This window comes from Limnohabitans sp. TEGF002 (assembly GCF_055395845.1).
The window spans coordinates 2344257-2366291 of record NZ_AP029224.1 but is presented as its reverse complement, the minus strand read 5'-3'; the positions used below and the strand labels follow the sequence as shown (position 1 = coordinate 2366291).

Below are 22035 nucleotides of genomic sequence, written 5' to 3'. Positions count from 1 at the left end.
TGAGGCCGTCAAGTTTCAAGGGCGCTGACGCAGGACCATCTCGTCGCGTCGGATTTCCACATCGAAGTGTTTCAGAAAATTCTGGCCCAGCAGGGCTTGTTCGGGCTGAAGCCCGTTCAAGCCCACCGTCACGCTGGCATCGTTGAGCACCAGATGCCCCGCCCGCACGGGCACGCTGCGCACCAGTTGGCCAGGGCGCTGGCCGTTGGCCGTGTGCAAGGTGATGCTTTGGCCCGCAGGCAGCCCGGCTTGCGTGGCCAGCGCTTCGCTCACACTCACATGGCTGGCCCCGGTGTCCACCAAAAAGGTGACGGGCTGGCGGTTGACTTCGCCCTCGACATGAAAATGCCCATCGCGCTGGCGCGGAATGACCAGATCACCCGAGCTGAGCGCATAGGGCTTGAGGCTGGCTTGTCGGTTTTGCTCGACGCGCTCAAACACCAAATACAAGACCCCAGCCACAACCAGCCACACGGCGGCGATGGCCAGTGCGCCGATGCGGGCGGTTTTGTGGATCGAGGGGGTGGACATGGATGGGGCGAGGCTGTATCGAAGAGCCTCAAGGGTAACTTGTCCAGGAGCTTCGTACTGTGCTCAGAGAACCTTCTTCAGTCGCCCTTGGCCCTCTTCATCCACCCTTGGGCCACCTTTCTTACCCCGGGCCCTCTTTTGTCACCCCGGGCTCTTTTCTGTCACTCCGGGCTTGACCCGGGGTCCATCTTCTGGGGTTATCGCGCTTGCCCTAACGAAAACATGGATCCCGGATCGAGTCCGGGATGACGGTGGTCTGTGATGAAGGACCTTCTGCACAAAGACGATAATCCCCCCAGATTTTTGAGGAGCGTTTGTGGACCTGATGTTGTTGCTGAAAGCCGCCGTGATGGGCGTGGTCGAGGGTTTGACCGAGTTCTTGCCGATCTCGTCCACCGGGCATTTGATTTTGGCCGGGGCTTTGCTGGGCTTTGACGATGACAAGGCCAAGGTGTTTGACATCGCCATCCAGACAGGCGCGATTTTGGCGGTGATCATTGTCTATTGGCAAAAAATCAGCTCCACCGTGCGTGCCCTGCCGCGCAGCGCCGATGCCCAGCGTTTTGCGCTGAATGTGTTCATCGCTTTTGTGCCTGCCGTGATCTTGGGTCTGGTGTTTGGCAAAGCGATCAAAGCGAACCTGTTCACGCCAGCCGTGGTGGCCACCACGTTCATCATTGGCGGGTTCATCATTTTGTGGGCCGAGCGCAGACAGGCCAGCGCTGTGCGCATCGCCGAGGTGGAAGACATGCGTTGGCAAGACGCGCTCAAGGTGGGCTTGGTGCAGTGCCTGGCCATGATTCCGGGCACCAGCCGCAGTGGCGCGACCATCATCGGCGGCATGTTGCTCGGCATGTCGCGCAAGGCGGCGACAGACTTTTCTTTTTACCTGGCCATTCCCACGCTGATTGGCGCGGGGGCTTACAGCCTGTACAAAGACCGCGCATTGCTCAGCATGGCCGATGCGCCCATGTTTGCGGTGGGTCTGCTTTTCTCGTTCTTGAGCGCTTGGGTGTGCGTGCGCTGGTTGCTCAAGTTCATCTCAACCAACAGCTTTGAGGTGTTTGCTTGGTACCGGATCGTGTTCGGTCTGGTGGTGCTGGGCACGAGCTACTTTGGGTTGGTGACCTGGGCAGCTTGATCGGGTGCACCTAGGCGACATGCTGGGCCTTGGGCCGCGCCCAGAATGGAAGACCCTTATTTGACGCATCCTGCGGATGCGTTTGTTCACAGCCCCCTGCATGTCTGTCGCCCTGTCCGCCTCTTTTCGCCGTCTGGCTTGGTCCAATTTGCTGGCCCAGTCGGCCGAGCAGCTGAGCCTGGCCGCTGTGCCCATCGTGGCGGTGCTCTTGCTTAAGGCCGGGCCCGGTGAAATTGGTTTGCTGGCCTCCATCCAATCGCTGCCGTTTTTGCTGCTGTCCATGCCGCTGGGCCTGCTGGCTGACCGCACTTCGCGCACCCGCTTGATGGCGCTGGCTGAGACGCTGCGGGCCTTGGCTTTGTTGTTGTTGCTGGCGCTGATCGTCACCGGGCATGTGTCGATTGCGGCTTTGGCCATCATTGGTTTCATGGCGGCGGTGGGTACGGTGGCCTTCAGCGTGGCGGCGCCTTCGCTGGTGCCTGCCCTGGTGCCCGTGGAGGGCTTGGCGCAGGCCAATGGGCGCTTGGAGTTGGCGCGCAGCGCGGCGTTTGCGGCAGGCCCAGCCTTGGCCGGAGCCTTGATCGCGTGGACCGGGGCGTCGGCGGCGTTTGTGTTGTCGGGCATGTTGTCGGTGGCGGCGGTGTTGTGCCTGCGTGGGATTGCCGAGCCTGCACGCGCTGCCATGCCTGCGCGCCACCCATTGCTGGAGTTGCAAGACGGGGCCAAGTGGGTGTGGCAGAGCGACTTGCTCAGGCCCATGGTGTTTTGCTCGGTTGCCTGGAACATTTCGTGGTTCATGCTGCAAGCGGCTTATGTGCCCTATGCCATCAATGATCTGGGGCTGGATGCGAGTGGCGTGGGGGTGACGCTGGCGTGTTACGGCGTGGGCATGATCGTGGGGTCTTTGCTGGCTCCGCGCGTGGTGGCGGCTTTGCCCTTTGGGCAGGCGATTTTGGTGGGGCCTTACTTCTCGGTGCTGGCCGCACTCACCATGGCCTTGACGCTGTTTTGGCCCCAGGGTTGGGTGGCCGCTTTGTCTTACTTTTTGTACGGTGCCGGTCCTATCCTGTGGGTCATCACTTCGACCACCTTGCGCCAGACGGTGACGCCGCGCGCCATGATCGGGCGGGTCACCTCCATCATCATCGTGGCGAGCACGGGCGCACGGCCTTTGGGCGCAGCGCTGGGCGGCTTGTTGGGGGTGTATTTTCCGGCCTCGGTCAGCTTGTGGTGTGTCGTCTTGGGCTTTGGTCTGCAGGCCATCATCATCAGCGCGTCCAAGATCAGGACGCTCAAAAGCTTGCCTGAGCCTTTGCCCGATTGATTAAAAAACAGAGGAGACAAGACCATGCAACAAGCCGCGTTTGAAGAGTTGCTCAAGCGGTTTTCGGCCGCCGCCGAGGCGGGCGATGGTGAGGCCTTTGCGCAGTGCTTCACGCCCAACGGCGTGTACCACGACTACATCTACGGCGACCACACGGGCCGCGCCGACATCGCCCACATGATGAACGACTTGTTCCACCGCGATGCCGGGCCGGATTACCGCTGGGAGATGTTTGAGCCCGTGTGCAATGGGCAGGTGGCTTATGCGCGGTCTTTGTCGAGCTTTACCTCGAAGGTGCCCGAGTTTGCGGGGCGGCAGGTGGTGATCGACGGCATCAGCCGCTTTGAGTTGCGTGACGGGCTGATCTGTGACTACAGCGAATCGGTCAATGGCGGCGTGGCCATGGTGCAGCTGGGGGTGGCCGCGCCGCGCCTGGAAAAGGTGCTCAAGCGCTGGAGCCAGCAACTGCTGGACCAGCCCGCCACCCAAGCTTTTTTGGCCCGTGGCAAGCGCACGGTGTGAATTGTTCAATCCTTCTTTGAAAGGCCAGGCCATGACTTACCAAGACATCCTCTACAAGGTCGAGCACCGCATCGCGACCATCACCTTGAACCGGCCCGACAAGCTCAACGCTTGGACCGCCGTGATGGAGCGCGAGGTGCGCCAGGCCATGGACGCCGCTGCGGCAGACGAGGGCGTGCGCGCCATTGTGCTCACGGGTGCGGGGCGGGGTTTTTGCGCCGGGGCCGACATGGATTTGCTCAAGGGCCTGGACCCGAGCGACATCACGGCGACCACTTGGACAAAACCTTTTGATGTGAACCAGCGGCTGGATTACCAAACGCGCTATGGGTATTACCCGGCGATTCCCAAGCCGGTGATCGGCATGCTGAACGGCGCCACCGCAGGCATTGGCCTGGTGCACGCTTTGTATTGCGACATCCGTTTTGCGGCGGACAACGCGGTGTTCACCACCGCGTTTTCAAGGCGCGGCTTGATTGCCGAACACGGCCTGAGCTGGATGCTGCCCCGCATGGTGGGCCACGCCAACGCCATGGATTTGCTGCTGTCGGCCCGCAAGCTGCTTGCCCCCGAGGCGCAGGCCATGGGCTTGGTCAACAAGGTGTTTGCGCCAGACGCATTGGCTGCCGCCACCTATGCTTATGCGCGTGATTTGGTGGACAACGTGTCACCCCGCTCGATGGCGGTGATCAAGCGCCAGCAGTACGACGCGCCGTTCCAGACGCTGGCAGAGAATTCCCGCCAGGCCAACGTCGAGATGGCCCGCAGTTTTGCGAGTGACGACTTCCGCGAAGGGGTTGCGCATTTCATGGAGAAACGCGCACCTCAATTCACGGGCAACTGAGGTTCAGGGGAAGCTGCAGGGGCCGACACGGCCAAGCAGCCGTTTTGGCATGCTCAGAAAAGCATGCTGCCATGGGCTTTAGACGCCCAGATTGCGCAGCGTCGCTTCGATCGCTGCAGCGGTGGCGATGGGTTTTTCCATCGGAAAGAGGTGGGAGCCGTCGAGCATTATCACGCGGCCTTTGACCACCTTGTGCGTCAGCTCTGCACCGGCCTGGCGCATTTCGGCCGAGTGCGTGCCGCCAATGAAAGCGACAGGGCATTTGAGGGGTTTGCGCTTGAGCAGGCTGTCGAGTTTGTGCGGCAGGCTGTTGTAGATGGCGGTTTCGATGTCGCGGTCAAAGCTCAAGACGCGCTGGCCGCCTTCGTTGTGGGTGCCGTGCTCGATGTAGTCGCGCAAAACTTGCGGGTCCCAGCGGGCGAAGGATTTTTTGTTTGCAAAGCTCTCGAGCGCGGCTTGGGCGTCGGGCCAGTGGTGGCGGCGCTTTTGGCTGATGCGTCCTGGCGACACTGATCCGACCAAAGCGGTGCGTTTGGCCAGGCCCAGGGTGGTGGCCCGCCAGCCGCCCAGCACGGGCGAGTCGATCATCACCACGCCTCGCGCCAACTCGGGATGACGGGCCGCGCACATCAGACTCAAGATGCCACCCAGCGAATGGCCCACCAAAAAGGCGGGTTCGCCACTACCTTGTTTTTCAAGAGCAAAGTCGGCCAGTTGCTGCACCAAATGCGGCCAGTTGTTGGTGACCGGGTATTTCGGATCATGACCGTACATCTCGACCGCATCGACCCGAAAACCGCGCTGGCGCAGGTTGTCGAGCATCACTTTGTAGGTGCTGGCCGGGAAGCTGTTGCCGTGCGAAAAAATGATGCGGGCGACCATCAGATCAGCTTCTCTTCGGGCGTGGTGATTTTTTTGAGCAAGGCGTTGCGCTGGGCAGGCACCATGAGCGGGATGTCGGTCGCGCCGCCGTTCCACATGGGGTCTTCAATGCTGTCGAACATCTGGCGCAGCTTGTCGCCCCAGCTGGTGCGCAGCATTTTGAAATACGGGTTGTGCTCGTCGATGCACATGATGCGGTCGGTGTGCAGGCTGCCCACTTGGTAGACCACCATGTCCAGCGGCAGGCCCACCGACAGGTTGGATTTGAGGGTCGAGTCCATGGACACCAGTGCGCATTTGGCCGCTTCGTCCAGCGGGGTGTTGGGGGTGATGACCCGGTCGAGCACGGGTTTGCCGTATTTGGATTCGCCGATCTGGAAGTAGGGCGTCTCATCGGTGGCTTCGATGAAGTTGCCGGGCGAGTAGACCTGGAACAGGCGCATGCCTTCGCCGCCAATCTGACCGCCAAAAATCATGGACACGTTGAACTCCACACCCGAGGCGCGCAGGGCGGCGGCATCTCGCTCGTACACACGGCGCACGGCGGCACCCAGCACGCGGGTGGCATCAAACATGCTTTTGGCGTTCCAGATGGTGAGCGGCTCGTCCTGGCCGGGTTCGACCAGTTTTTCGATTTGCAGCACTTCGCGCACAGACTGCGAAATGCTCAGGTTGCCCGCTGACAACAAGGCCATGAAACGATCGCCCGCTTTTTCATAGACGATCATTTTTCGGAAGGTGCTGATCTGGTCCAGGCCCGCGTTGGTGCGGGAGTCGGACAAGAACACCAAACCGGCGCGGGTTTTGACGGCAACGCAGTAAGTCATGGATTTAACTTTTTGGCAAAAGACGCTGCAAAGCGTACAGGGCATCGAGCGCCTCGCGGGGGCTCAATGCATCGGGGTTGATTTGGGCCAAGGCCACTTCGATCGGGCTGGGTCCTGCCGTTTCGGTTTCGGGTGGCGCGGCAAACAGGTCGACTTGCTGGCGGCTTTCAGTGGCTCCGGCCTCCAAGGCGCTGAGCGCATGGCGGGCGTGGTTGAGCACGGCTGCAGGCATGCCCGCGAGCCGCGCCACTTGCACGCCATAGCTCTTGCTGGCGGGGCCGGGTTGCAGCTCGTGCAAGAACACAATCGACGCGCCGGATTCGGCTGCGCTCACATGCATGTTGACGGCGGCGGTGTGCGTGGCCGGGAACTCGGTCAGCTCAAAGTAGTGCGTGGCAAACAGTGCGAAGGCTTGCGTTTTGTTGTGCAGGTGCGTGGCGATGCCGCTGGCCAAGGCCAAGCCGTCAAAGGTCGAGGTGCCGCGCCCGATCTCGTCCATCAGCACCAGGCTGTGCGGCGTGGCGCTGTGCAAGATTTGCGCGGCTTCGGTCATCTCCAGCATGAAGGTCGATTGGGCATTGGCCAGGTCGTCGGCCGCACCGATCCGGGTGTGGATGGCGTCGATGGGACCGAGTCGGCAGCGGCTGGCGGGCACATGGCTGCCGATGCTGGCCAGCAGCACGATCAGGGCCACTTGGCGCATGTAGGTCGATTTACCGCCCATGTTGGGGCCTGTGATGATCTGCAAACGCTGCTTGGGGCCGAGCACCGTGTCGTTGGCAATGAAGCTGGCTCCCGACAGCTCGGCCAGACGCGCCTCAACCACTGGGTGGCGGCCTTGGCGGATTTCGATGCAAGGCTCTTTGGTGAATTCGGGCGCGCACCAATTGAGCGTCAAAGAGCGCTCCGTCAGTGCGCACAGCACGTCCAGGCTGGCCATGGCTTGCGCCAATTCGGTGAGCGCAGGCACAAAGGGCTGCAACTGGTCGAGCAGGCCTTCGTACAGCCACTTCTCGCGGGCCAAGGCGCGCTCTTGCGCTGACAGAGCCTTGTCTTCAAAGGTTTTGAGCTCGGGCGTGATGAAGCGCTCTGCGTTTTTCAGGGTCTGGCGGCGGCGGTAGTCGTCGGGCACTTTGTCGAGCTGACCCTGCGTGACCTCGATGTAAAAGCCGTGCACCTTGTTGAACTGCACGCGCAGGTTGGCAATGCCGGTGCGCTCTTTCTCGCGGGTTTCCAGGTCGAGCAAAAACGCATCGCAGTTGGTCTGGATGCCGCGCAGCTCGTCCAGCTCGGCATCCAGGCCGTCGGCGATGATGCCGCCGTCGCGCACCAAGGCAGAGGGCTCTTCGAGCAGGGCCATGTGCAGCAGCTCGGCGCAATGTGTGGGAGGGGTCAACCAGCGGGCCATGCCTGCCAGCAAGGTGCCGGGCTCGGGGTTCAGAGTCTGCAGTTGGGTCGACAGCGAGGCCGCACGCGCCAGCGCGTGGCGCAGGGCCACCAACTCGCGTGGGCGCACCTGGCGCAGCGCGGTGCGGGCGGTGATGCGCTCCACGTCGCTTGCGCCTTTGAGTTGTTCGCGCAGGTTGTTCCAGACCCCTGCGCCGCTGTCGCCACGCAACACGGCTTGGGCTTGCAGGCGTTGCTGCGCCACTTGGCGATCGCGTGGTGGGCTGAGCAGCCAGCTTTTGAGCAGGCGGCTGCCCATGCCGGTCATGCAGGTGTCGAGCAGCGCAAACAGCGTGGGTGAATCGGCAGCGCTTTCGCCGCGCAGGGTTTGCGTCAGCTCCAAGTTGCGGCGGGTGCTGGCGGGCAGGTCGATCAGCGCGTCCGAGCGCTGCACCTGCACCCGCTGCACATGCGGCAGGCTGCGGCCCTGGGTGTGTTCGGCGTACGTCAGCAGCGCAGCGGCGGCGGCGTGCGCGTCGGCCAGCGCATCGGCGCTCCAGGCGGCGAGCGACGCGGCTTGCAGTTGTTCCAGCAGCTTGCGCTGGCCTAGGCCCGCGTCAAATTGAAAGTCGGGCCGCAGGGCAAACGACCAGCTACCCCGGCCAACGGTTTTGAGGCCGCGCAGTTTTTGCTCAAAAGTGGGCGTCATGCCCGCGCTGGCCAGCAGTTCGCTGGGCGCGATGCGGTCGATCCAGTCGGCCAATTCATCTTGCCCGCATTCGGCCAGGTGCACCACGCCTTGTGTGACGCTGAGCCACGCCAGGCCGCAGCGGTTTTTGGCGGCTTGGTGCACCGCCAGCAAGATGGCTTCGCTTTTGTCGGACAGCAGCTCGGTGTCGGTCAGCGTGCCGGGGGTGACCACGCGCACCACTTTGCGCTCCACCGGGCCTTTGGACGTAGCCACATCGCCCACTTGCTCACAAATGGCCACCGACTCGCCCAGCTTGATCAAGCGGGCGAGGTAAGTTTCCATCGAATGAAAAGGCACGCCCGCCATGAGCACGGGCTGCCCTGCCGACTGGCCACGGCGCGTCAGGGTGATGTCGAGCAGGCCTGCAGTCTTTTCGGCATCTGCAAAGAACAACTCGTAAAAGTCACCCATGCGGTAGAACACCAGGGTGTCTGGGAATTCCGCCTTGATGCCCAGGTACTGGGCCATCATGGGGGTGTGGGCACTCAGGTCGAGCGCTGACATGGCTTAAAAAGGGGCGTCTTTGGGTTCAACGCCGTCAGCGGCTTCGGGCGCGACCTCGGCGTCCGATGCATCGCTGTCTGAGGCGCGTTCGCGGCTCAGGGCGTCCACGGCCGTGCGCACGTTGGCCTTGTCGCCCGCGCTGGCAAATTTGCTGTACTTGCCCAAGATGTTGACCAGCTGGCCGTAAATGCGGGGCGCACCGGCCAGGCATTCTTTTTGTTCCAAAAAGTCGGACTCGCCTGTGAAGTTGCCGATCAGGCCACCGGCTTCGGTGACCAACAGCGAGCCTGCAGCCACATCCCATGGCGACAGACCGGTTTCAAAGAAGCCGTCGGTGAAACCAGCGGCCACATAAGCCAGGTCCAGGGCGGCAGAGCCGGGGCGGCGCAGGCCAGCGGTGCGTTGCATCACGTCGCCCATCATGCGCAGGTACTGGTTGAAGTTGTCGCCCTTGCGGAAGGGGAAACCTGTGGAAATGATGCACTCCTGCAAGCGGATGCGCTTGCTCACGCGCAGGCGGCGGTCGTTCATGAACGCGCCACGGCCTTTGGTGGCGGTGAACAGGTCGTTGCGGGTGGGGTCGTAAATGACGGCTTGTTCTATCTTGCCGCGCACTTGCAGGGCAATGCTCACGCAATAAACAGGAAAGCCGTGGATGAAGTTGGTCGTGCCGTCCAGGGGGTCGATGATCCAGATGTGGTCAGCGAGGGGGTTGCCGAATTCGCGACCGGACTCTTCGGCCAGGATGCCGTGGTCAGGGTAAGCGGTCAGCAGGGTGTCGATGATGACTTTTTCACTCGCATGGTCGATCTCGGTCACGAAGTCGTTGACTTGTTTTTGCGAGATGCGAACCGCTTCAACGTCGAGCGCGGCGCGGTTGATGATCGCGCCAGCGGCGCGCGCAGCCTTGATGGCCACGTTGAGCATGGGGTGGAGATTGGACGACATAAATTGTGTGAAGAACTGGATTGGCCCACGCACGATCGCGGCGGCTAAGGGTTCATTTTCTCATGAAAACAGGGTGTATTCGTCATTTTGACGTCATGAACCAGATGAGCGTGTCGTCTGAGTGCCATCCGAGCATGGACAATCGGGGCATGCAAACGCGATTCATCCTGATAGAAACTAGCCATGCGGGCAATGTGGGCGCTGCCGCCCGGGCCCTGAAAGTCATGGGTTTTGACGACTTGGTGCTGGTGGCACCGCGCTGGCCCAATGTGCTGCGCAAAGAAGAAACCATCCAACGCGCCAGCGGGGCCAACGATGTGCTGGCCAAGGCCCGCGTGGTCGATACGTTGGACGAGGCTTTGGATGGCGTGACGCATTTGTGCGCCACGGCCATGACGCCGCGCGACTTTGGCCCACCCACCCGTTCGCCGCGTGAACACTTTGCCGAGCTGACGAAGCCCGGTGCACCCGAGCAGTGTGTGGCCTTCTTGTTCGGCTCCGAGCGCTTTGGCATGAAAAACGAAGACGTTTACCGTTGCCATGTGGCGTTGTCGATCCCGACGAATCCGCAATTCGGCTCGCTCAATCTGGGCTCGGCCATTCAGGTCATCGCTTACGACTGGCGGGTGGCTTTGGGCGGTTTTCCGGTGCAGGACGCGGTGCCGCCGGCTGACAGAGCCGATGCGCAGCAGGTGGCGGGCATGCTGACCCATTGGGAGCAGGCGCTGACCGATATGGGCTTTTTGGACCCGGCCGCGCCCAAAAAGCTCATGCCGCGCTTGAACCAGCTGTTCAACCGCGCTGACCTGAGCCCAGAGGAAATCCACATCCTGCGCGGGGTGGCCAAGGCCATGATCCAAAACGCCAGCATCAAGCGATAGACTCAAAGCCTATGTTTTCTCGCCTTCGCTCCGATATCCAATGCATCCTTGACCGGGACCCCGCCGCTCGCACAGCCTGGGAGGTCTTGACCTGCTACCCGGGCCTGCACGCTTTGGTGCTGCACCGCCGCGCGCATTGGTGCTGGAACCACGGCCTCAAGTGGCTGGGGCGCTTCATTTCGCATGTGGCGCGTGGTTTGACGGGCATCGAAATCCACCCCGGTGCCAAGATCGGTGAGCGTGTGTTTTTTGACCACGCCATGGGCGTGGTGGTGGGCGAAACCGCCGAAATTGGCGACGGTTGCACGATTTACCAAGGCGTGACCTTGGGCGGCACATCGCTGTACAAAGGTGCCAAGCGCCACCCGACTCTTGGCAAAGACGTGGTCGTGAGCGCCGGGGCCAAGGTGCTGGGCGGCTTCGAGGTGGGTGACGGGGCCAAGATCGGCAGCAATGCGGTGGTCATCAAGCCGGTGCCTGCGGGCGCCACGGCGGTGGGCATTCCAGCGCGCATCATCCCGTCCAAAGCGGGCGAGAGCGCCGATGTGTCGGGCACCGAGCGCAAGTTCAACGCCTATGGCATCACGCAAGACGATGATCCGGTGAGCCAGGCGCTGCGTGGCCTGATCGACAACGCGGCTGGGCAAGAACATCAGATCGCCATGATCTGGAAAGCGCTGGAGCAGCTGTGTGCGCAGCAGCAAATGCCCATGCCGGGCGATGCGGCCAAGAGCGAAAGCTTCGAGGCCGACAAGCTGAACCAGCTGCTCGACAAGTGACGCCCGCCTGAATGCTTGTATGGGAGGCCGCCCCTGCGGCCGAGCGCTCAGGGTGCGGCTTGCAATGCTGCTGCCGCTGCCATCAGCGCTTTGCGGCGTTCGTGCAGGCTGCGCCAGCGTTGTTGGGCTTCGGGATCTTGCCCCGTGCTGGCCTGGGTGAGGGCCTCGGTTTCGAGCTGCTTGAGTCGGTCGATCATCAGCATGGTGAGCAAGCGGCGCAGCTCTTGGCGGGCTTCTTGTGGGTCGGGTGGGGTGGCGTCTTCGCTCCCGGCCACGGCATTGAGTTTGTCCTGTGCCATCCAGCGGGTGGCGTCGGCGGCAAATGGCTGGCCTTGCATGTGCTCGCGCAAGGTGGACCAGCCCACAGCCCCTTGTTCGTGAAAATGTGATTCGAGCCATGCAAACAGCGGGCCATGCGGCGCGGGCAGGGCGCAGAGCATGGCGTGGTCTTCGCCCGCCAATGACTCCCACAGCGCCATGTTGCCCAGCAGCAGGCGTGCGGCGTGGTCGGCTCGGCTGGCGGGCACGGTGCGCGGGCCGGTGTAGACCGGTGGCTGCTCACGTTTGTATTTGCTGTTGCCAAACTTGCTGCCCGGCGTCCAGTTGGGGTTCTTGTTTTTCCAGTGGCTGTTGCCATTGGACGGCACAAAGGTGTTGGCTCCCGACCAAGCCTGTGGTTCGCCGTAGTTGGGCTCGAAGTTGGGGTAGTGGTCATGCCCTGCAGGGGCAGCCTGACTGAAGGCTGCGTTCGCCGACTGGGCTGCGGGCGCTGCAGCAGGTCGCGCAGCGGGAGCATAGCGCTGGTCACTGGCCGCTTGCTGGCCCCAGAGTTTTTCGAGGCCTGCGGTTTCCAGTTGGATGAGTTGCGCCAGCTCCGACAGCAATTGCTGCTTGAGCGCACCGTCGGGCAGCAGCTGCCACAGCGGGCGTGCTTGACTGGACAGGCGGGCGCGGCCTTCGGCGGTTTGCAGATCGCAGTCGGCGCTGGCCGCTTCGATCAAAAAGCGCGACAGGGGCATGGCTTGCTTGATCTGCTCTGCAAAAGCGTCCTGGCCAAACTCGCGCACATAGCTGTCGGGGTCGTGCTCGGCGGGCAAGAACAAAAATTTGATGCTGCGCACATCGGTGGCGTAGGGCAGGGCCCCGTCGAGCGCCTTGCGGGCAGCGCGGCGGCCCGCGCCGTCGCCGTCAAAGCTGAAGACCACCGAGTCGGTGAAACGGAACAGCTTTTGCACATGGTCGGGCGTGCAGGCCGTGCCCAGCGTGGCCACGGCGTTGGCAAAGCCTAACTGCGCCAGCGCCACCACGTCCATGTAGCCTTCGGTCACCAGCACATAGCCTGCGCTGTGCAGCGCTTCGCGGGCTTCGTACAGGCCATACAGCTCGCGGCCTTTGTGGAAGACCGGGGTTTCGGGCGAGTTGAGGTATTTCGGCGTGCCGCTGCCAATCACCCGTCCGCCAAAGCCGATGCACTCGCCCTTGATGTTGCGGATCGGGAACATGATGCGGTCGCGAAAACGGTCGTAGCGCTTGTCGTCTTCTTCGTTGACGATCACCAGACCAGATTCGGCCAAAAGGGGGTCGTCGTATTTGGGAAAGATGCTGGCCAGCGAGCGCCAGCCTTCGGGGGCGTAGCCCAGGCCAAAGCGCTTGGCAATTTGGCCCGACAGGCCGCGGCCCTTGAGGTAGTCGATGGCGTGCGGGGTGATCTTGAGCTGGTCGCGGTAGGCCTCGCCCGCTTTTTCGAGCACATCGCTCAGGCTGTCTTGCTTGGCTTTGGCAGCGGCGGCTTTGGCGCGGTCTTCGGGCGATTGCTGTTCTTCGGGCACCACCATGCCGGTTTGCTGGGCCAGATCTTTCACCGCTTCGATGAAGGTCATGCCCGCGTGCTCCATCAGGAAGCCGATGGCATTGCCGTTTTTGCCGCAGCCAAAGCAGTGGAAAAACTGCTTGGTGGGGCTGACGCTGAAGCTGGGGGATTTTTCGCCATGGAAGGGGCACAGGCCCATGAAGTTGGCGCCGCCTTTCTTGAGCTGCACGTACTTGCCCACGATGTCGACCACGTCGACGCGGGACAGCAACTCCTGGATGAAAGACTGGGGGATGGCCATCGGGGTATTTTCGCTGATTAGGACCCGCCATCCCGACAGTCCCAGAGACTTGTTTCGGGGCAAACGAGCATGGATTTTTGTACGGGCTCAGGTAAACTGTTCACCATTGGACAGCCAGCCTTCACGGAACACCTATGACAGAAACCAAAGTCAGCATCTTCGATCAAGATTTGCCCCAGACCCCCGCCAACCACGCGCCGATGTCGCCTTTGAGCTTCATCGAGCGCACGGCCGAGGTTTACCCGACACGCCTGGCCATCGTGCACGGCGATTTGCGCCAGGACTGGGCCACCACCTACCGCCGCACCCGCCAACTGGCCAGTGCGCTGGCGCAGGCTGGCATTGGCAAGAACGACACAGTGGCCGTGATGCTGCCCAACACACCGCCCATGGTGGAGGCGCACTTCGGCATCCCCATGGTCGGGGCCGTGCTCAATGCCCTGAACACCCGGCTGGACCCTGAGACGGTGGCTTTCATGCTGGACCACGGCGAGGCGAAGGCGGTGATCGTGGACCCGGAGTTTGCGGGCGTGATGAAAAAAGCGCTGGCGCTGCGCCAGTCCACCCGGCCCTTGCTGGTGATCGATGTGGCGGACCCGCTCTACACCGGCCCGACCGAAAAACTGGGTTCGGTGACCTATGAAGCCTTTGTGGCCAGCGGAGACGGCAACTTTGCCTGGAGCCTGCCCGCCAACGAGTGGGATGCGATTGCGCTGAATTACACCAGCGGCACCACGGGCAACCCCAAGGGTGTGGTCTACCACCACCGGGGCGCGGCGACGAATGCAATCTCGAACATTCTGGAATGGGACATGCCCAAGCACGCGGTCTACATGTGGACGCTGCCCATGTTCCATTGCAATGGCTGGTGCTTTCCGTGGACAGTGGCGGCGCGTGCGGGTGTGAACGTGTGCTTGCGCAAGGTGGATGCCCAGGCCATGTTCGACGCCATGCGCGACCACGGCGTCACGCATTACTGCGGTGCACCCATCGTGCACGGCCTGCTGGTCAACGCCCCGGCGGCCATGAAGGTGGGTGTGCCCGCCGGCATCCAAGCCATGGTGGCGGGCGCTGCGCCCCCGGCCTCGATGATCGAAGGCATGGAGCAAATGGGTTTTGACTTGACCCATGTGTACGGCCTGACCGAGGTGTATGGTCCCGCCACCGTGTGCCCCAAGCACCCAGAATGGGACACGCTCGACATCGGAGATCGGGCCCGACTGAACGCCCGCCAAGGCGTGCGCTACCACCTGCAGCGCGATGTACGGGTGCTCAACCCCGAAACCATGCAGCCCGTGCCGCAAGACGGCGAGACCATGGGCGAGATCATGTTCAAGGGCAACATCACCATGAAGGGTTACTTGAAAAACCCCAAGGCCACACAAGAGGCGTTTGCGGGTGGCTGGTTCCACAGCGGCGACCTAGCGGTGCAGTACCCGGATGGCTATTTCAAGATCAAGGACCGCAGCAAAGACATCATCATCTCGGGCGGCGAGAACATTTCGTCAATCGAGGTGGAAGACGTGCTGTACCGCCACCCCGCGGTGCTGGCAGCCGCCGTGGTGGCCAAGCCCGATGCGCGCTGGGGCGAGACGCCTTGCGCTTTCGTGGAACTGAAAGCCGACGCGCAGGTCACCGCCGAGCAGATCGTGGCGCACTGCAAGCAGCACTTGGCGGGCTTCAAGGTGCCGCGTGCGGTGGTGTTTGGCGAGCTGCCCAAAACCAGCACGGGCAAGATTCAGAAGTTTGAGCTGCGCAAGCAGGCCGGGTCGGCTGAAGCGATTGACGTGTGAGCGTTTGGCGCTGAGCGTTGAGCGTTGAGCGTTGAGGGTGCTGTGTTCAGCGTTCAGCACCGCGTTCAGGCGATGTCGAAGGCGTGTGTGCCAAACTGGCCCGCACGCCGATCGGCAAAGTAGTGCTCCAGAGTTTCCTTCACCGTCCTGAACGCCAGTTCGTCCCAGGGAATTTCTTCTTCGGTGAACAGCCGCGCTTCCATGGTTTCGTGGCCGGGGTCAAACACATCGCTGGTCAGGCGGGCGCGGTAATACAGGTGCACCTGGCCCACACGCGGCACGCTCATCACGGTGAGCAGGTCTTCCATGATGAACTGCGCGCCGGCTTCTTCGGTGGTCTCCCGGGCTGCACCTTCTGAGGTGGATTCGCCCAACTCCATGAAACCTGCTGGCAAAGTCCATTTGCCTTTGCGCGGCTCGATGTTGCGCTTGCACAGCAGCACCTGGTCGCCCCAGTGCGGCACCGTACCCACCACGTTCAGAGGGTTTTCGTAATGCACGGTGTGGCAGGCGGTGCAGATGGCGCGCAGCTTGGTGTCGCCGTCGTCGGGCAAACGGTAAGCCACCGATGCGCCGCACTGGCGGCAGTGTCGAATGGCTTCTCGTGTGAACATGGTCAGAGTTTCAGGACAAATAAGACGACGGATGGGACAAACACGATCAGCAAGATTCGCAGCAAGTCCGAGGCCAAAAAGGGCATGACGTAGCGGAAGATGTCCTTCATAGGCACATCTTTCGTCATGCTGCTGATGATAAACACGTTCATGCCCACCGGTGGCGTGATCAGGCCAATCTCCACGACCATCAGTGCCAATATGCCAAACCAAATGGCCTTGGACTCGGGGTCCATGCCCCACAGGTCAATGCCCATGATGATGGGAAAGAAAATCGGGATGGTCAGCAGCAGCATGGACAGGCTGTCCATCACGCAGCCCAGCACCAGGTAAATGGCGATGATGGTGAACAACACGGCCAGTGGTGACAGGTCCATGCCGACCACCCATTTCGCCAGTTCGGTGTTGACCTGAGTCAGCGCCAAAAACACGTTCAGCACGTCAGCGCCCAGCAAGATCAAAAAGATCATGCCAGTGCCCACGGCCGCACCGTACAAGCATTGCAGCAGGCCTTCACCCCGCAAACCGCCCGATTTCCAGGCTACAAACCCAGTGGCTACAGTACCCACCGAAGCTGCTTCGGTGGGGGTGAAAAAGCCGCCATAAATGCCGCCAATGACCACTGTGAAAATCAGCAATACTGGCCATGTTTCCGCCAGAGCTTGCAAGCGTTGGGGCCAAGTGAAGCGATCACCTCGGGGCGCATCTTGCGGGCTGACGCGTGCGATGATGCCAATCACCACCATGTAGCCAATGGCCGCGATGATCCCCGGCACGAAGGCGGCCATGAACAATTTGGCGATGTTTTGCTCGGTGATGATGGCGTAAATGACCAGGGGCACCGAAGGTGGGATCAGGATGCCCAGCGTGCCGCCCGCCGCGATCACGGCCGCCGACAGTCGCTCAGAGTAGTTGTGCGCCTTGAGTTCAGGCAAAGCCACTTGGCCCATGGTCGCTGCTGTGGCCAGTGATGAGCCGCAAATGGCCCCAAACCCGGCGCACGAGGTGACGGCGGCCATGGCCATGCCGCCACGCCAGTGGCCAATCATGGCGTTGCCGGCTTTGAACAAGGCCTTGGACAAGCCGCCGTTGGTGGCGAACTGACCCATCAACAAGAACAGCGGCACGACCGACAAGTCATAGGTCGAGTAGCGTGCAAAGGCGACGTTCTTGTAATAGTTCATCAACGGGTCCCAGCCCGACATGAAGATATAGCCCACGCTACCCGTCAGCAGCATGGCAACGCCAATGTGGATCCTGAGTGCCAACAGCAGCAGCAGGACCGCGAACATCAAGGAACCCCATTCAATGCCGGTCATGGTGTGATTTCTTTCAATTTTTCAAGGGCGCGGTACAGGGCTGTGGCGGTCAACAATGCAAATGCGGGCACCAGCGGGACATAGGCCCACCAAGTGGGGATTTCCAGCAGCATCGAGGCGTCGAAGTTGCCTTGCAAGTCGCGTAAGCCCACCCAAATGCGCCAAGTGAGAAGGGCTGAAAACATAGCCAAAATCAGATGCGCCAGCATGTCGAGCAAGGCATTGAGTCGTGCAGGTGCCTTTGCTGTGAAAAAGTCCACGATCACATGGCCAGAAATCCAGTGGGTGTAAGGCAGTGACATGGCCACAGCACCAGCGCACAAAAACTGCACCAGCTCGTAGTCACCCAGCAAAGGCGAGTTAAAAAAAGCACGCCCCACGATGCTGCGCAAGGACATGAAGGCCATGGCCAACAAGGTCAGACCAGACAATATGGCCAACAACTTGCATAAACGGTCCAGCACCCAGCCTAGGCCTTGGTATTGGCGTGTTGAAACGACATGGACGGCTTCAGCCACAGGACAACTCCTTGAAAATAAAAAAATGGGGTGGGCCGGAGCTCACCCCATGGTGCAACCAGAAAAGAACAGGCTTTACTTGGTGTATTGCTTGATCAGGTCCTGCGCATCTTTGAGCAAGGCTGCGCCGTTTTGGCCGCGCTTGTTCATGGCATCGACCCACTCGTTGTCTTGCTCGTCTGTGGCTGCTTTCCAGCGGGCCAGTTCAGCTGGGGGGATCACCGAGATGGTCTGGGTTTTGGTGTCGGCAAACACCTTGCGACCAGGGACGTCGTTGCCGGCTTGGGTGGCACCCATGAAAGCCGAGAACTCACGACCTGAGTTCTTGTCGATGACCGCTTTCAGGTCAGCTGGCAGCGACTCGTACTTGGCCTTGTTCATGGGCACCACGAACACGGTGGTGTAGAGAGCCGGGTAGCTCTTGTCGGTCTCGGCGCTGAACTTGGTCAGCTCGTGCACCTTCAGGCCTGGTGCCACTTCGTAGGGGATCACCGCGCCATCGATCACGCCTTTGGACAAAGCCTCGGAGACAGCAGGAACAGGCATGCCCACGGGCGTAGCGCCCATTTTGGCCAGCATCTTGGTGACGTTGGCAGTGGGCGCGCGCATCTTCATGCCCTTGAAGTCTTCCATCTTGGTGATGGGCTTGTCACGCGTGAAGATCACGCCTGGGCCGTGCACGTGCACCGCCAGCAGTTTCACGTCTTTGTGTTCGTCCATGGCGTGCTTTTGCACGAAGTCCCAAGCGGCACGGCTGGTGGCCGCAGCGTTGGTCATGGTGAAGGGCAGCTCAAACACTTGGGTTTTGGCAAAGCGACCAGCCGAGTAACCGGCCACTGTCCAGACCACATCGGCCACGCCGTCTTTGGCTTGGTCATAAAGCTGGGGTGGGGTGCCACCCAGTTGCATGGCGGGGTAGATCTCGCACTTCAGGCGGTCTTTGGAGTCGCGTGCAATGTTCTTGCACCAGTCGCCGAGCATGGTGGTGTGCTGAATGGACTGTGGGCCCAAAAAGTGGTGCACCTTCAGGGTGATGGTCTGGGCGTGAGCGCCAAAACCAACGGCCATCAGACCTGCGGCCAAGGCCGTTTGTTGTAAGAACTTCTTCATCGACTTGTCTCCATCTTGGGTTGAAAAACGAAATGATAAACCAACCGAGCGGTCGGTTAATGAAAAGAAAAGCTTCAATGGCACTCAGCTTGGGGCACCATCAAATCCCTTGAATTGCAATGTATATGAATTATGTTGCAACTCGGGTGGCTATTTTTAGGGGTTAACCCTTCGTTTTGCGGGGTGTGTGCACTTTTGTTCAATGAACAAAAGTGCTTTTATGGCGGGGCAAATTGCGTTCTGATCCACCTGCGGGTCAGGAAATTTTAATTTGCAAGCTGCCCAACCCAGCCACTTGGCCCACCAAGGTGTCACCCGCCACCACGGCGGCCACGCCTTCAGGGGTGCCGGTATAGATCAGGTCGCCGGGCTGAAGTTCCCAGGCGGCGGACAGGTGTTCGATGGTTTCGGCCACGCTCCAGATGAGTTTGGCCACGTTGCTGCGTTGACGGTCTGCACCGTTGACTTGCAAGCTGATCTCGGCCTGATTCACGTCACCCGCTTGCGCGATGGGCGTGATCGGGCCGATAGGAGCTGAGTGGTCGAAGCCCTTGCCGATGCACCAAGGGCGGCCTTGTTTTTTCATCTCGTTTTGCAGGTCGCGTCGTGTCATGTCCAGACCCACGGCGTAGCCGTAGATGTGCTTGGCCGCATCGGCCGCTTGGATGTTGCGGCCGCCTTGGCCAATGGCCACCACGAGCTCGATCTCATGGTGCAGGTTTTTCGTCAGGCTCGGATAAGGCATGGTGCCGGTTTGGCCAGCTTCGACCACCACCAGGCTGTCTGCGGGTTTGAGGAAAAAGAAAGGCGGCTCACGCCCAGTGAAGCCCATTTCTTTGGCGTGTTCTTCGTAGTTGCGGCCCACGCAGTAAATGCGGTGCACCGGAAAGCGGCTGGCGTGGCCAAGGACAGGCACAGAAACGGTGGGGGTTGGGGGGAACAGAAAACTCATGCGTGACTTTCAAAAGTGAGATGTGGCGGTGCCACTGCAAAGGCAGAAAAGTTGCTAAGCGCGCTTACTATAGGAGTCTGAGCCAGGTCAGTGACTGGTGATAACCCTGCTTTTAATGGAGAGACCCGCAAATGACCCACAGCTTTGATTTGGCCGCCGCTCCGGGGCACTTGATCAGGCGGGCACACCAAATTTCCGTGGCGGTTTTCAATGAACACCTGAGCGCGGCCGATGTCACCCCGGTTCAGTTCGCAATCTTGAATGCCTTGCTCGACACACCGGGCGTGGATCAAATCACCTTGGCCAAGCATGTTGCTTTTGATCCGGCCACGTCGGGCTCGGTGATTGGCCGTCTGGAAAGCAAGGGTTGGGTCGTGCGACGGGCCGACGAGGTCGATCGTCGGCGCAAGTTGCTGGTGCTGACCCCTGAGGGGTTGGATGCCTTGGCAGGCATGCGGTCGGCGGTCGCGGCTGTCCAGTCGGCCATTTTGCTGCCGCTCACACCGCCAGAGCAGGCTCAGTTCATGCACTTGCTCAGCCGCTTGGTCGCAGGGCATGAGGCCTCTTGAGAGCAGAGGATGTCCTGGCCGTTTGGCTTCAGGCCGATTTGACCGTCAACTCGAAGTGTTCCACGTGCGGAGGTGCCGCAAAAAACGGACCCACGATGGCACGCCATTCCGTGAAAAGGGGTGATTGACGGAAGCCCACGGTGTGGTCTTCCAAGGTGTCCCAGAAAATTTGCAGCACATAGCGTTCCGGGCTTTCGATGCCGCGGTTGACCTTGGCGCCTTGAAAGCCCTTGGCTTTGCAAGCCACGGTGTTCAAGCCGAGATCAATGGCTTTTTCAAATGCAGCTTGCTGGCCGGGATGGATGCGGATGTCGGCGAGTTCGAGGATCATGGTGCGGTGGTGTTCAGAGTCTGCGAGGCCTCTACCTTAATGCATCTGGCCACCTTGGGGTGTCAACCTTGAGGCACGCCAGACCATGGCCGTGAAGAGGACCGATACCAAAGCCAGGGCGGCGGTGCTCGTCATCCAGAAGGTGTCCACGCTGGCACGCATGGGCCAAGCAGCCCCATCCATGCCTTGGTAAGCCAGCACATAGCCACCATACAAACCCACGCCCCACAGCAGGGCGGTGTAAATGAGCAATGGCATCAGGGTGATGCGGTAGCAGCGCAGCAGGTAAGCGCAGACCGCTTGCACCGCATCGGCCAGGTGATAGAGCGCGACCCAGCCCAACCAAACCGTGGCCGCTTGCACCACGCTGGGGTCGGTGCTGAACGCCTTGGCCACCACTTCGCGGCCCAAAAACAAGACGCCCGCCCCCAGCAAGGCGGCGCCGATGGCCAGGCCAATGCCCAGACCTGCCGCACGTCGGGCCTGGCGTGCTTGCCCGGCACCGAGCCAGTAGCCTGTGCGTGCGCTGCTCGCAATGCCAATGGCCAGCGGCACCATGTACAAGACGGCAGCCAGACTGGCCGCAATCTGGTGGCTGGCCAAGGCCACGGCACCCAGCCGCGCAATGAACAGGGCCATCAAAGTGAACGAAGTCACCTCCACCATGATGGATAAACCAGCAGGGACACCCAAGGCCAGAAAGCGACCGATCACAGGCCAATCGGGTTTTTCGGGACGACGCCACAAGTGGTAAGGCCGGTAGATGTCCTGGGTGCGCAAGAGCCACAGGCCCGCCAGCAACATCAGTGTGTTGACCACCAAGGTGGCCCAGGCGCATCCCACCACGCCCATGCCGGACAAACCTGCGATGCCAAAAGTTAGGGCATACGACAGCGGCACTTTGACCAGCAAGGCCCCCGCCTGCAACCAAGTCACCAAGCGGGGATGTCCCAAACTCTGGTTGAGCGTGCTGAACATGCGAAACAGCAAAGATGGGAACAAAGCCAGCGCCAGAATGCGCAAATAAGCACGCACATCGGGCCAGAGTTCTTCGGGCACCTCGGTGGCCGACAGCCACAGATCCGGAAACCACAAACCGCAGATGCCCAGCACGGCGGCTGCACCAGCGATGTAGAGCGCTTGCCTGACCGACTGACCTATTTCAGTTTGACGCCCGCCGCCATGCAGCTCGGCCCAAACCGGCAGCAAGGCCTGCAGCAAACCATTGAGCGCCACATAAATGCTGATGTAAATGGAGGAGGCCAAAGCCAAAACGGCCAGCGCCTGTGGGCTGTAACGGCCCGCAATCAATGTGTCCGCAATCCCGAAGGACATGACGGCCAGCTGCCCCACCAGCACAGTGCCTGCATGGCGGGCGATGGTGCGCAACTCTGACAT

At 61.2% G+C, this 22035-nt stretch carries 21 protein-coding genes; 8 read left to right on the top strand and 13 right to left on the bottom strand.

Features of this window, described 5'->3' with window-relative positions; genetic code table 11:
• Positions 1-15 precede the first annotated feature (15 nt).
• Positions 16-531, bottom strand: a complete 516-nt coding sequence (locus ACZ5SR_RS11735; RefSeq protein WP_464448850.1) for a retropepsin-like aspartic protease family protein — start codon at positions 529-531, stop codon at positions 16-18.
• A gap of 316 nt (positions 532-847) precedes the next feature.
• Between ACZ5SR_RS11735 and ACZ5SR_RS11730 the strand changes: the two genes are divergently transcribed.
• The 4 genes from ACZ5SR_RS11730 to ACZ5SR_RS11715 all read left to right on the top strand — a co-directional run bounded on the left by ACZ5SR_RS11730 (position 848) and on the right by ACZ5SR_RS11715 (position 4362).
• Entirely contained in the window at positions 848-1672 is an 825-nt protein-coding gene (locus ACZ5SR_RS11730; RefSeq protein ID WP_464448849.1) for an undecaprenyl-diphosphate phosphatase, read from the top strand.
• Between the two features lie 100 nt (positions 1673-1772).
• On the top strand, positions 1773-2996 hold the full coding sequence (locus ACZ5SR_RS11725) for an MFS transporter (RefSeq protein WP_464448848.1): 1224 nt from the start codon (positions 1773-1775) through the stop codon (positions 2994-2996).
• Between the two features lie 24 nt (positions 2997-3020).
• A complete protein-coding gene (locus ACZ5SR_RS11720; RefSeq protein WP_464448847.1) occupies positions 3021-3518 on the top strand; it encodes a nuclear transport factor 2 family protein in 498 nt (165 codons plus the stop codon).
• A 31-nt stretch (positions 3519-3549) separates the two neighbouring features.
• A complete protein-coding gene (locus tag ACZ5SR_RS11715) occupies positions 3550-4362 on the top strand; it encodes an enoyl-CoA hydratase (RefSeq protein WP_464448846.1) in 813 nt (270 codons plus the stop codon).
• 78 nt (positions 4363-4440) lie between these two features.
• Here ACZ5SR_RS11715 and ACZ5SR_RS11710 read toward each other — a convergent pair whose 3' ends face one another.
• The 4 genes from ACZ5SR_RS11710 to ACZ5SR_RS11695 are packed head-to-tail and all read right to left on the bottom strand — an operon-like array spanning position 4441 to position 9660.
• The gene (locus ACZ5SR_RS11710) at positions 4441-5244 is read right to left on the bottom strand and encodes an alpha/beta fold hydrolase (protein WP_464448845.1); all 804 of its coding nucleotides are present in this window, start codon (positions 5242-5244) and stop codon (positions 4441-4443) included.
• Positions 5244-6071, bottom strand: coding sequence for a proteasome-type protease (locus tag ACZ5SR_RS11705; RefSeq protein WP_464448844.1), 828 nt, complete (start codon positions 6069-6071; stop codon positions 5244-5246). Before ACZ5SR_RS11705 ends, ACZ5SR_RS11710 begins: the two co-directional genes overlap by 1 nt.
• A gap of 4 nt (positions 6072-6075) precedes the next feature.
• A complete protein-coding gene (gene mutS, locus ACZ5SR_RS11700; RefSeq protein ID WP_464448843.1) occupies positions 6076-8712 on the bottom strand; it encodes a DNA mismatch repair protein MutS in 2637 nt (878 codons plus the stop codon).
• A gap of 3 nt (positions 8713-8715) precedes the next feature.
• Positions 8716-9660 carry an inositol monophosphatase family protein gene (locus tag ACZ5SR_RS11695; protein ID WP_464448842.1) on the bottom strand — a complete coding sequence of 315 codons (945 nt, stop codon included), beginning with the start codon at positions 9658-9660 and terminating at the stop codon, positions 8716-8718.
• Positions 9661-9809: 149 nt separating this feature from the next.
• On the opposite strand from ACZ5SR_RS11695, the gene ACZ5SR_RS11690 reads away from it, so the two are divergent.
• The gene (locus ACZ5SR_RS11690; protein WP_464448841.1) at positions 9810-10541 is read left to right on the top strand and encodes an RNA methyltransferase; all 732 of its coding nucleotides are present in this window, start codon (positions 9810-9812) and stop codon (positions 10539-10541) included.
• Positions 10542-10552: 11 nt separating this feature from the next.
• Positions 10553-11320: a serine O-acetyltransferase gene (cysE, locus tag ACZ5SR_RS11685; RefSeq protein ID WP_464448840.1), complete on the top strand. Its 768-nt coding sequence runs from the start codon at positions 10553-10555 to the stop codon at positions 11318-11320.
• Between the two features lie 47 nt (positions 11321-11367).
• On the opposite strand, the gene dnaG is transcribed toward cysE, so the two are convergent.
• The gene (dnaG, locus tag ACZ5SR_RS11680; protein ID WP_464448839.1) at positions 11368-13431 is read right to left on the bottom strand and encodes a DNA primase; all 2064 of its coding nucleotides are present in this window, start codon (positions 13429-13431) and stop codon (positions 11368-11370) included.
• A gap of 134 nt (positions 13432-13565) precedes the next feature.
• On the opposite strand from dnaG, the gene ACZ5SR_RS11675 reads away from it, so the two are divergent.
• Positions 13566-15224, top strand: coding sequence for an acyl-CoA synthetase (locus tag ACZ5SR_RS11675; RefSeq protein WP_464448838.1), 1659 nt, complete (start codon positions 13566-13568; stop codon positions 15222-15224).
• A gap of 65 nt (positions 15225-15289) precedes the next feature.
• On the opposite strand, the gene ACZ5SR_RS11670 is transcribed toward ACZ5SR_RS11675, so the two are convergent.
• The 5 genes from ACZ5SR_RS11670 to ACZ5SR_RS11650 all read right to left on the bottom strand — a co-directional run bounded on the left by ACZ5SR_RS11670 (position 15290) and on the right by ACZ5SR_RS11650 (position 19737).
• Positions 15290-15838, bottom strand: a complete 549-nt coding sequence (locus ACZ5SR_RS11670) for an NUDIX hydrolase (RefSeq protein ID WP_464448837.1) — start codon at positions 15836-15838, stop codon at positions 15290-15292.
• Positions 15839-15840: 2 nt separating this feature from the next.
• On the bottom strand, positions 15841-17157 hold the full coding sequence (locus ACZ5SR_RS11665) for a TRAP transporter large permease (protein ID WP_464448836.1): 1317 nt from the start codon (positions 17155-17157) through the stop codon (positions 15841-15843).
• Complete coding sequence (locus tag ACZ5SR_RS11660; RefSeq protein ID WP_464448835.1) at positions 17154-17675, bottom strand: TRAP transporter small permease; 522 nt, start codon at positions 17673-17675, stop codon at positions 17154-17156. Before ACZ5SR_RS11660 ends, ACZ5SR_RS11665 begins: the two co-directional genes overlap by 4 nt.
• A 75-nt stretch (positions 17676-17750) precedes the next feature.
• A complete protein-coding gene (locus ACZ5SR_RS11655) occupies positions 17751-18785 on the bottom strand; it encodes a TRAP transporter substrate-binding protein (RefSeq protein ID WP_464448834.1) in 1035 nt (344 codons plus the stop codon).
• A 256-nt stretch (positions 18786-19041) separates the two neighbouring features.
• On the bottom strand, positions 19042-19737 hold the full coding sequence (locus ACZ5SR_RS11650) for a fumarylacetoacetate hydrolase family protein (RefSeq protein WP_464448833.1): 696 nt from the start codon (positions 19735-19737) through the stop codon (positions 19042-19044).
• 131 nt (positions 19738-19868) lie between these two features.
• Here ACZ5SR_RS11650 and ACZ5SR_RS11645 point away from each other — a divergent pair, with 131 nt between their 5' ends.
• Positions 19869-20306, top strand: a complete 438-nt coding sequence (locus ACZ5SR_RS11645; protein ID WP_464448832.1) for a MarR family winged helix-turn-helix transcriptional regulator — start codon at positions 19869-19871, stop codon at positions 20304-20306.
• 28 nt (positions 20307-20334) lie between these two features.
• On the opposite strand, the gene ACZ5SR_RS11640 is transcribed toward ACZ5SR_RS11645, so the two are convergent.
• Together ACZ5SR_RS11640 and ACZ5SR_RS11635 are read right to left on the bottom strand one after the other, a co-directional pair.
• A complete protein-coding gene (locus ACZ5SR_RS11640) occupies positions 20335-20637 on the bottom strand; it encodes an antibiotic biosynthesis monooxygenase family protein (RefSeq protein WP_464448831.1) in 303 nt (100 codons plus the stop codon).
• Between the two features lie 36 nt (positions 20638-20673).
• Positions 20674-22035, bottom strand: coding sequence for an MATE family efflux transporter (locus tag ACZ5SR_RS11635; RefSeq protein ID WP_464448830.1), 1362 nt, complete (start codon positions 22033-22035; stop codon positions 20674-20676).

Bases quoted from the DNA above. Each gene is read 5' to 3' on its own strand.
- ACZ5SR_RS11735 (WP_464448850.1), bottom strand. From the start codon at position 531: ATGTCCACCCCCTCGATCCACAAAACCGCCCGCATCGGCGCACTGGCC.
- ACZ5SR_RS11725 (WP_464448848.1), top strand. From the start codon at position 1,773: ATGTCTGTCGCCCTGTCCGCCTCTTTTCGCCGTCTGGCTTGGTCCAAT.
- ACZ5SR_RS11720 (WP_464448847.1), top strand. From the start codon at position 3,021: ATGCAACAAGCCGCGTTTGAAGAGTTGCTCAAGCGGTTTTCGGCCGCC.
- ACZ5SR_RS11715 (WP_464448846.1), top strand. From the start codon at position 3,550: ATGACTTACCAAGACATCCTCTACAAGGTCGAGCACCGCATCGCGACC.
- ACZ5SR_RS11710 (WP_464448845.1), bottom strand. From the start codon at position 5,244: ATGGTCGCCCGCATCATTTTTTCGCACGGCAACAGCTTCCCGGCCAGC.
- ACZ5SR_RS11705 (WP_464448844.1), bottom strand. From the start codon at position 6,071: ATGACTTACTGCGTTGCCGTCAAAACCCGCGCCGGTTTGGTGTTCTTG.
- mutS (WP_464448843.1), bottom strand. From the start codon at position 8,712: ATGTCAGCGCTCGACCTGAGTGCCCACACCCCCATGATGGCCCAGTAC.
- ACZ5SR_RS11695 (WP_464448842.1), bottom strand. From the start codon at position 9,660: ATGTCGTCCAATCTCCACCCCATGCTCAACGTGGCCATCAAGGCTGCG.
- ACZ5SR_RS11690 (WP_464448841.1), top strand. From the start codon at position 9,810: ATGCAAACGCGATTCATCCTGATAGAAACTAGCCATGCGGGCAATGTG.
- cysE (WP_464448840.1), top strand. From the start codon at position 10,553: ATGTTTTCTCGCCTTCGCTCCGATATCCAATGCATCCTTGACCGGGAC.
- dnaG (WP_464448839.1), bottom strand. From the start codon at position 13,431: ATGGCCATCCCCCAGTCTTTCATCCAGGAGTTGCTGTCCCGCGTCGAC.
- ACZ5SR_RS11675 (WP_464448838.1), top strand. From the start codon at position 13,566: ATGACAGAAACCAAAGTCAGCATCTTCGATCAAGATTTGCCCCAGACC.
- ACZ5SR_RS11670 (WP_464448837.1), bottom strand. From the start codon at position 15,838: ATGTTCACACGAGAAGCCATTCGACACTGCCGCCAGTGCGGCGCATCG.
- ACZ5SR_RS11665 (WP_464448836.1), bottom strand. From the start codon at position 17,157: ATGACCGGCATTGAATGGGGTTCCTTGATGTTCGCGGTCCTGCTGCTG.
- ACZ5SR_RS11655 (WP_464448834.1), bottom strand. From the start codon at position 18,785: ATGAAGAAGTTCTTACAACAAACGGCCTTGGCCGCAGGTCTGATGGCC.
- ACZ5SR_RS11650 (WP_464448833.1), bottom strand. From the start codon at position 19,737: ATGAGTTTTCTGTTCCCCCCAACCCCCACCGTTTCTGTGCCTGTCCTT.
- ACZ5SR_RS11645 (WP_464448832.1), top strand. From the start codon at position 19,869: ATGACCCACAGCTTTGATTTGGCCGCCGCTCCGGGGCACTTGATCAGG.
- ACZ5SR_RS11640 (WP_464448831.1), bottom strand. From the start codon at position 20,637: ATGATCCTCGAACTCGCCGACATCCGCATCCATCCCGGCCAGCAAGCT.
- ACZ5SR_RS11635 (WP_464448830.1), bottom strand. From the start codon at position 22,035: ATGTCAGAGTTGCGCACCATCGCCCGCCATGCAGGCACTGTGCTGGTG.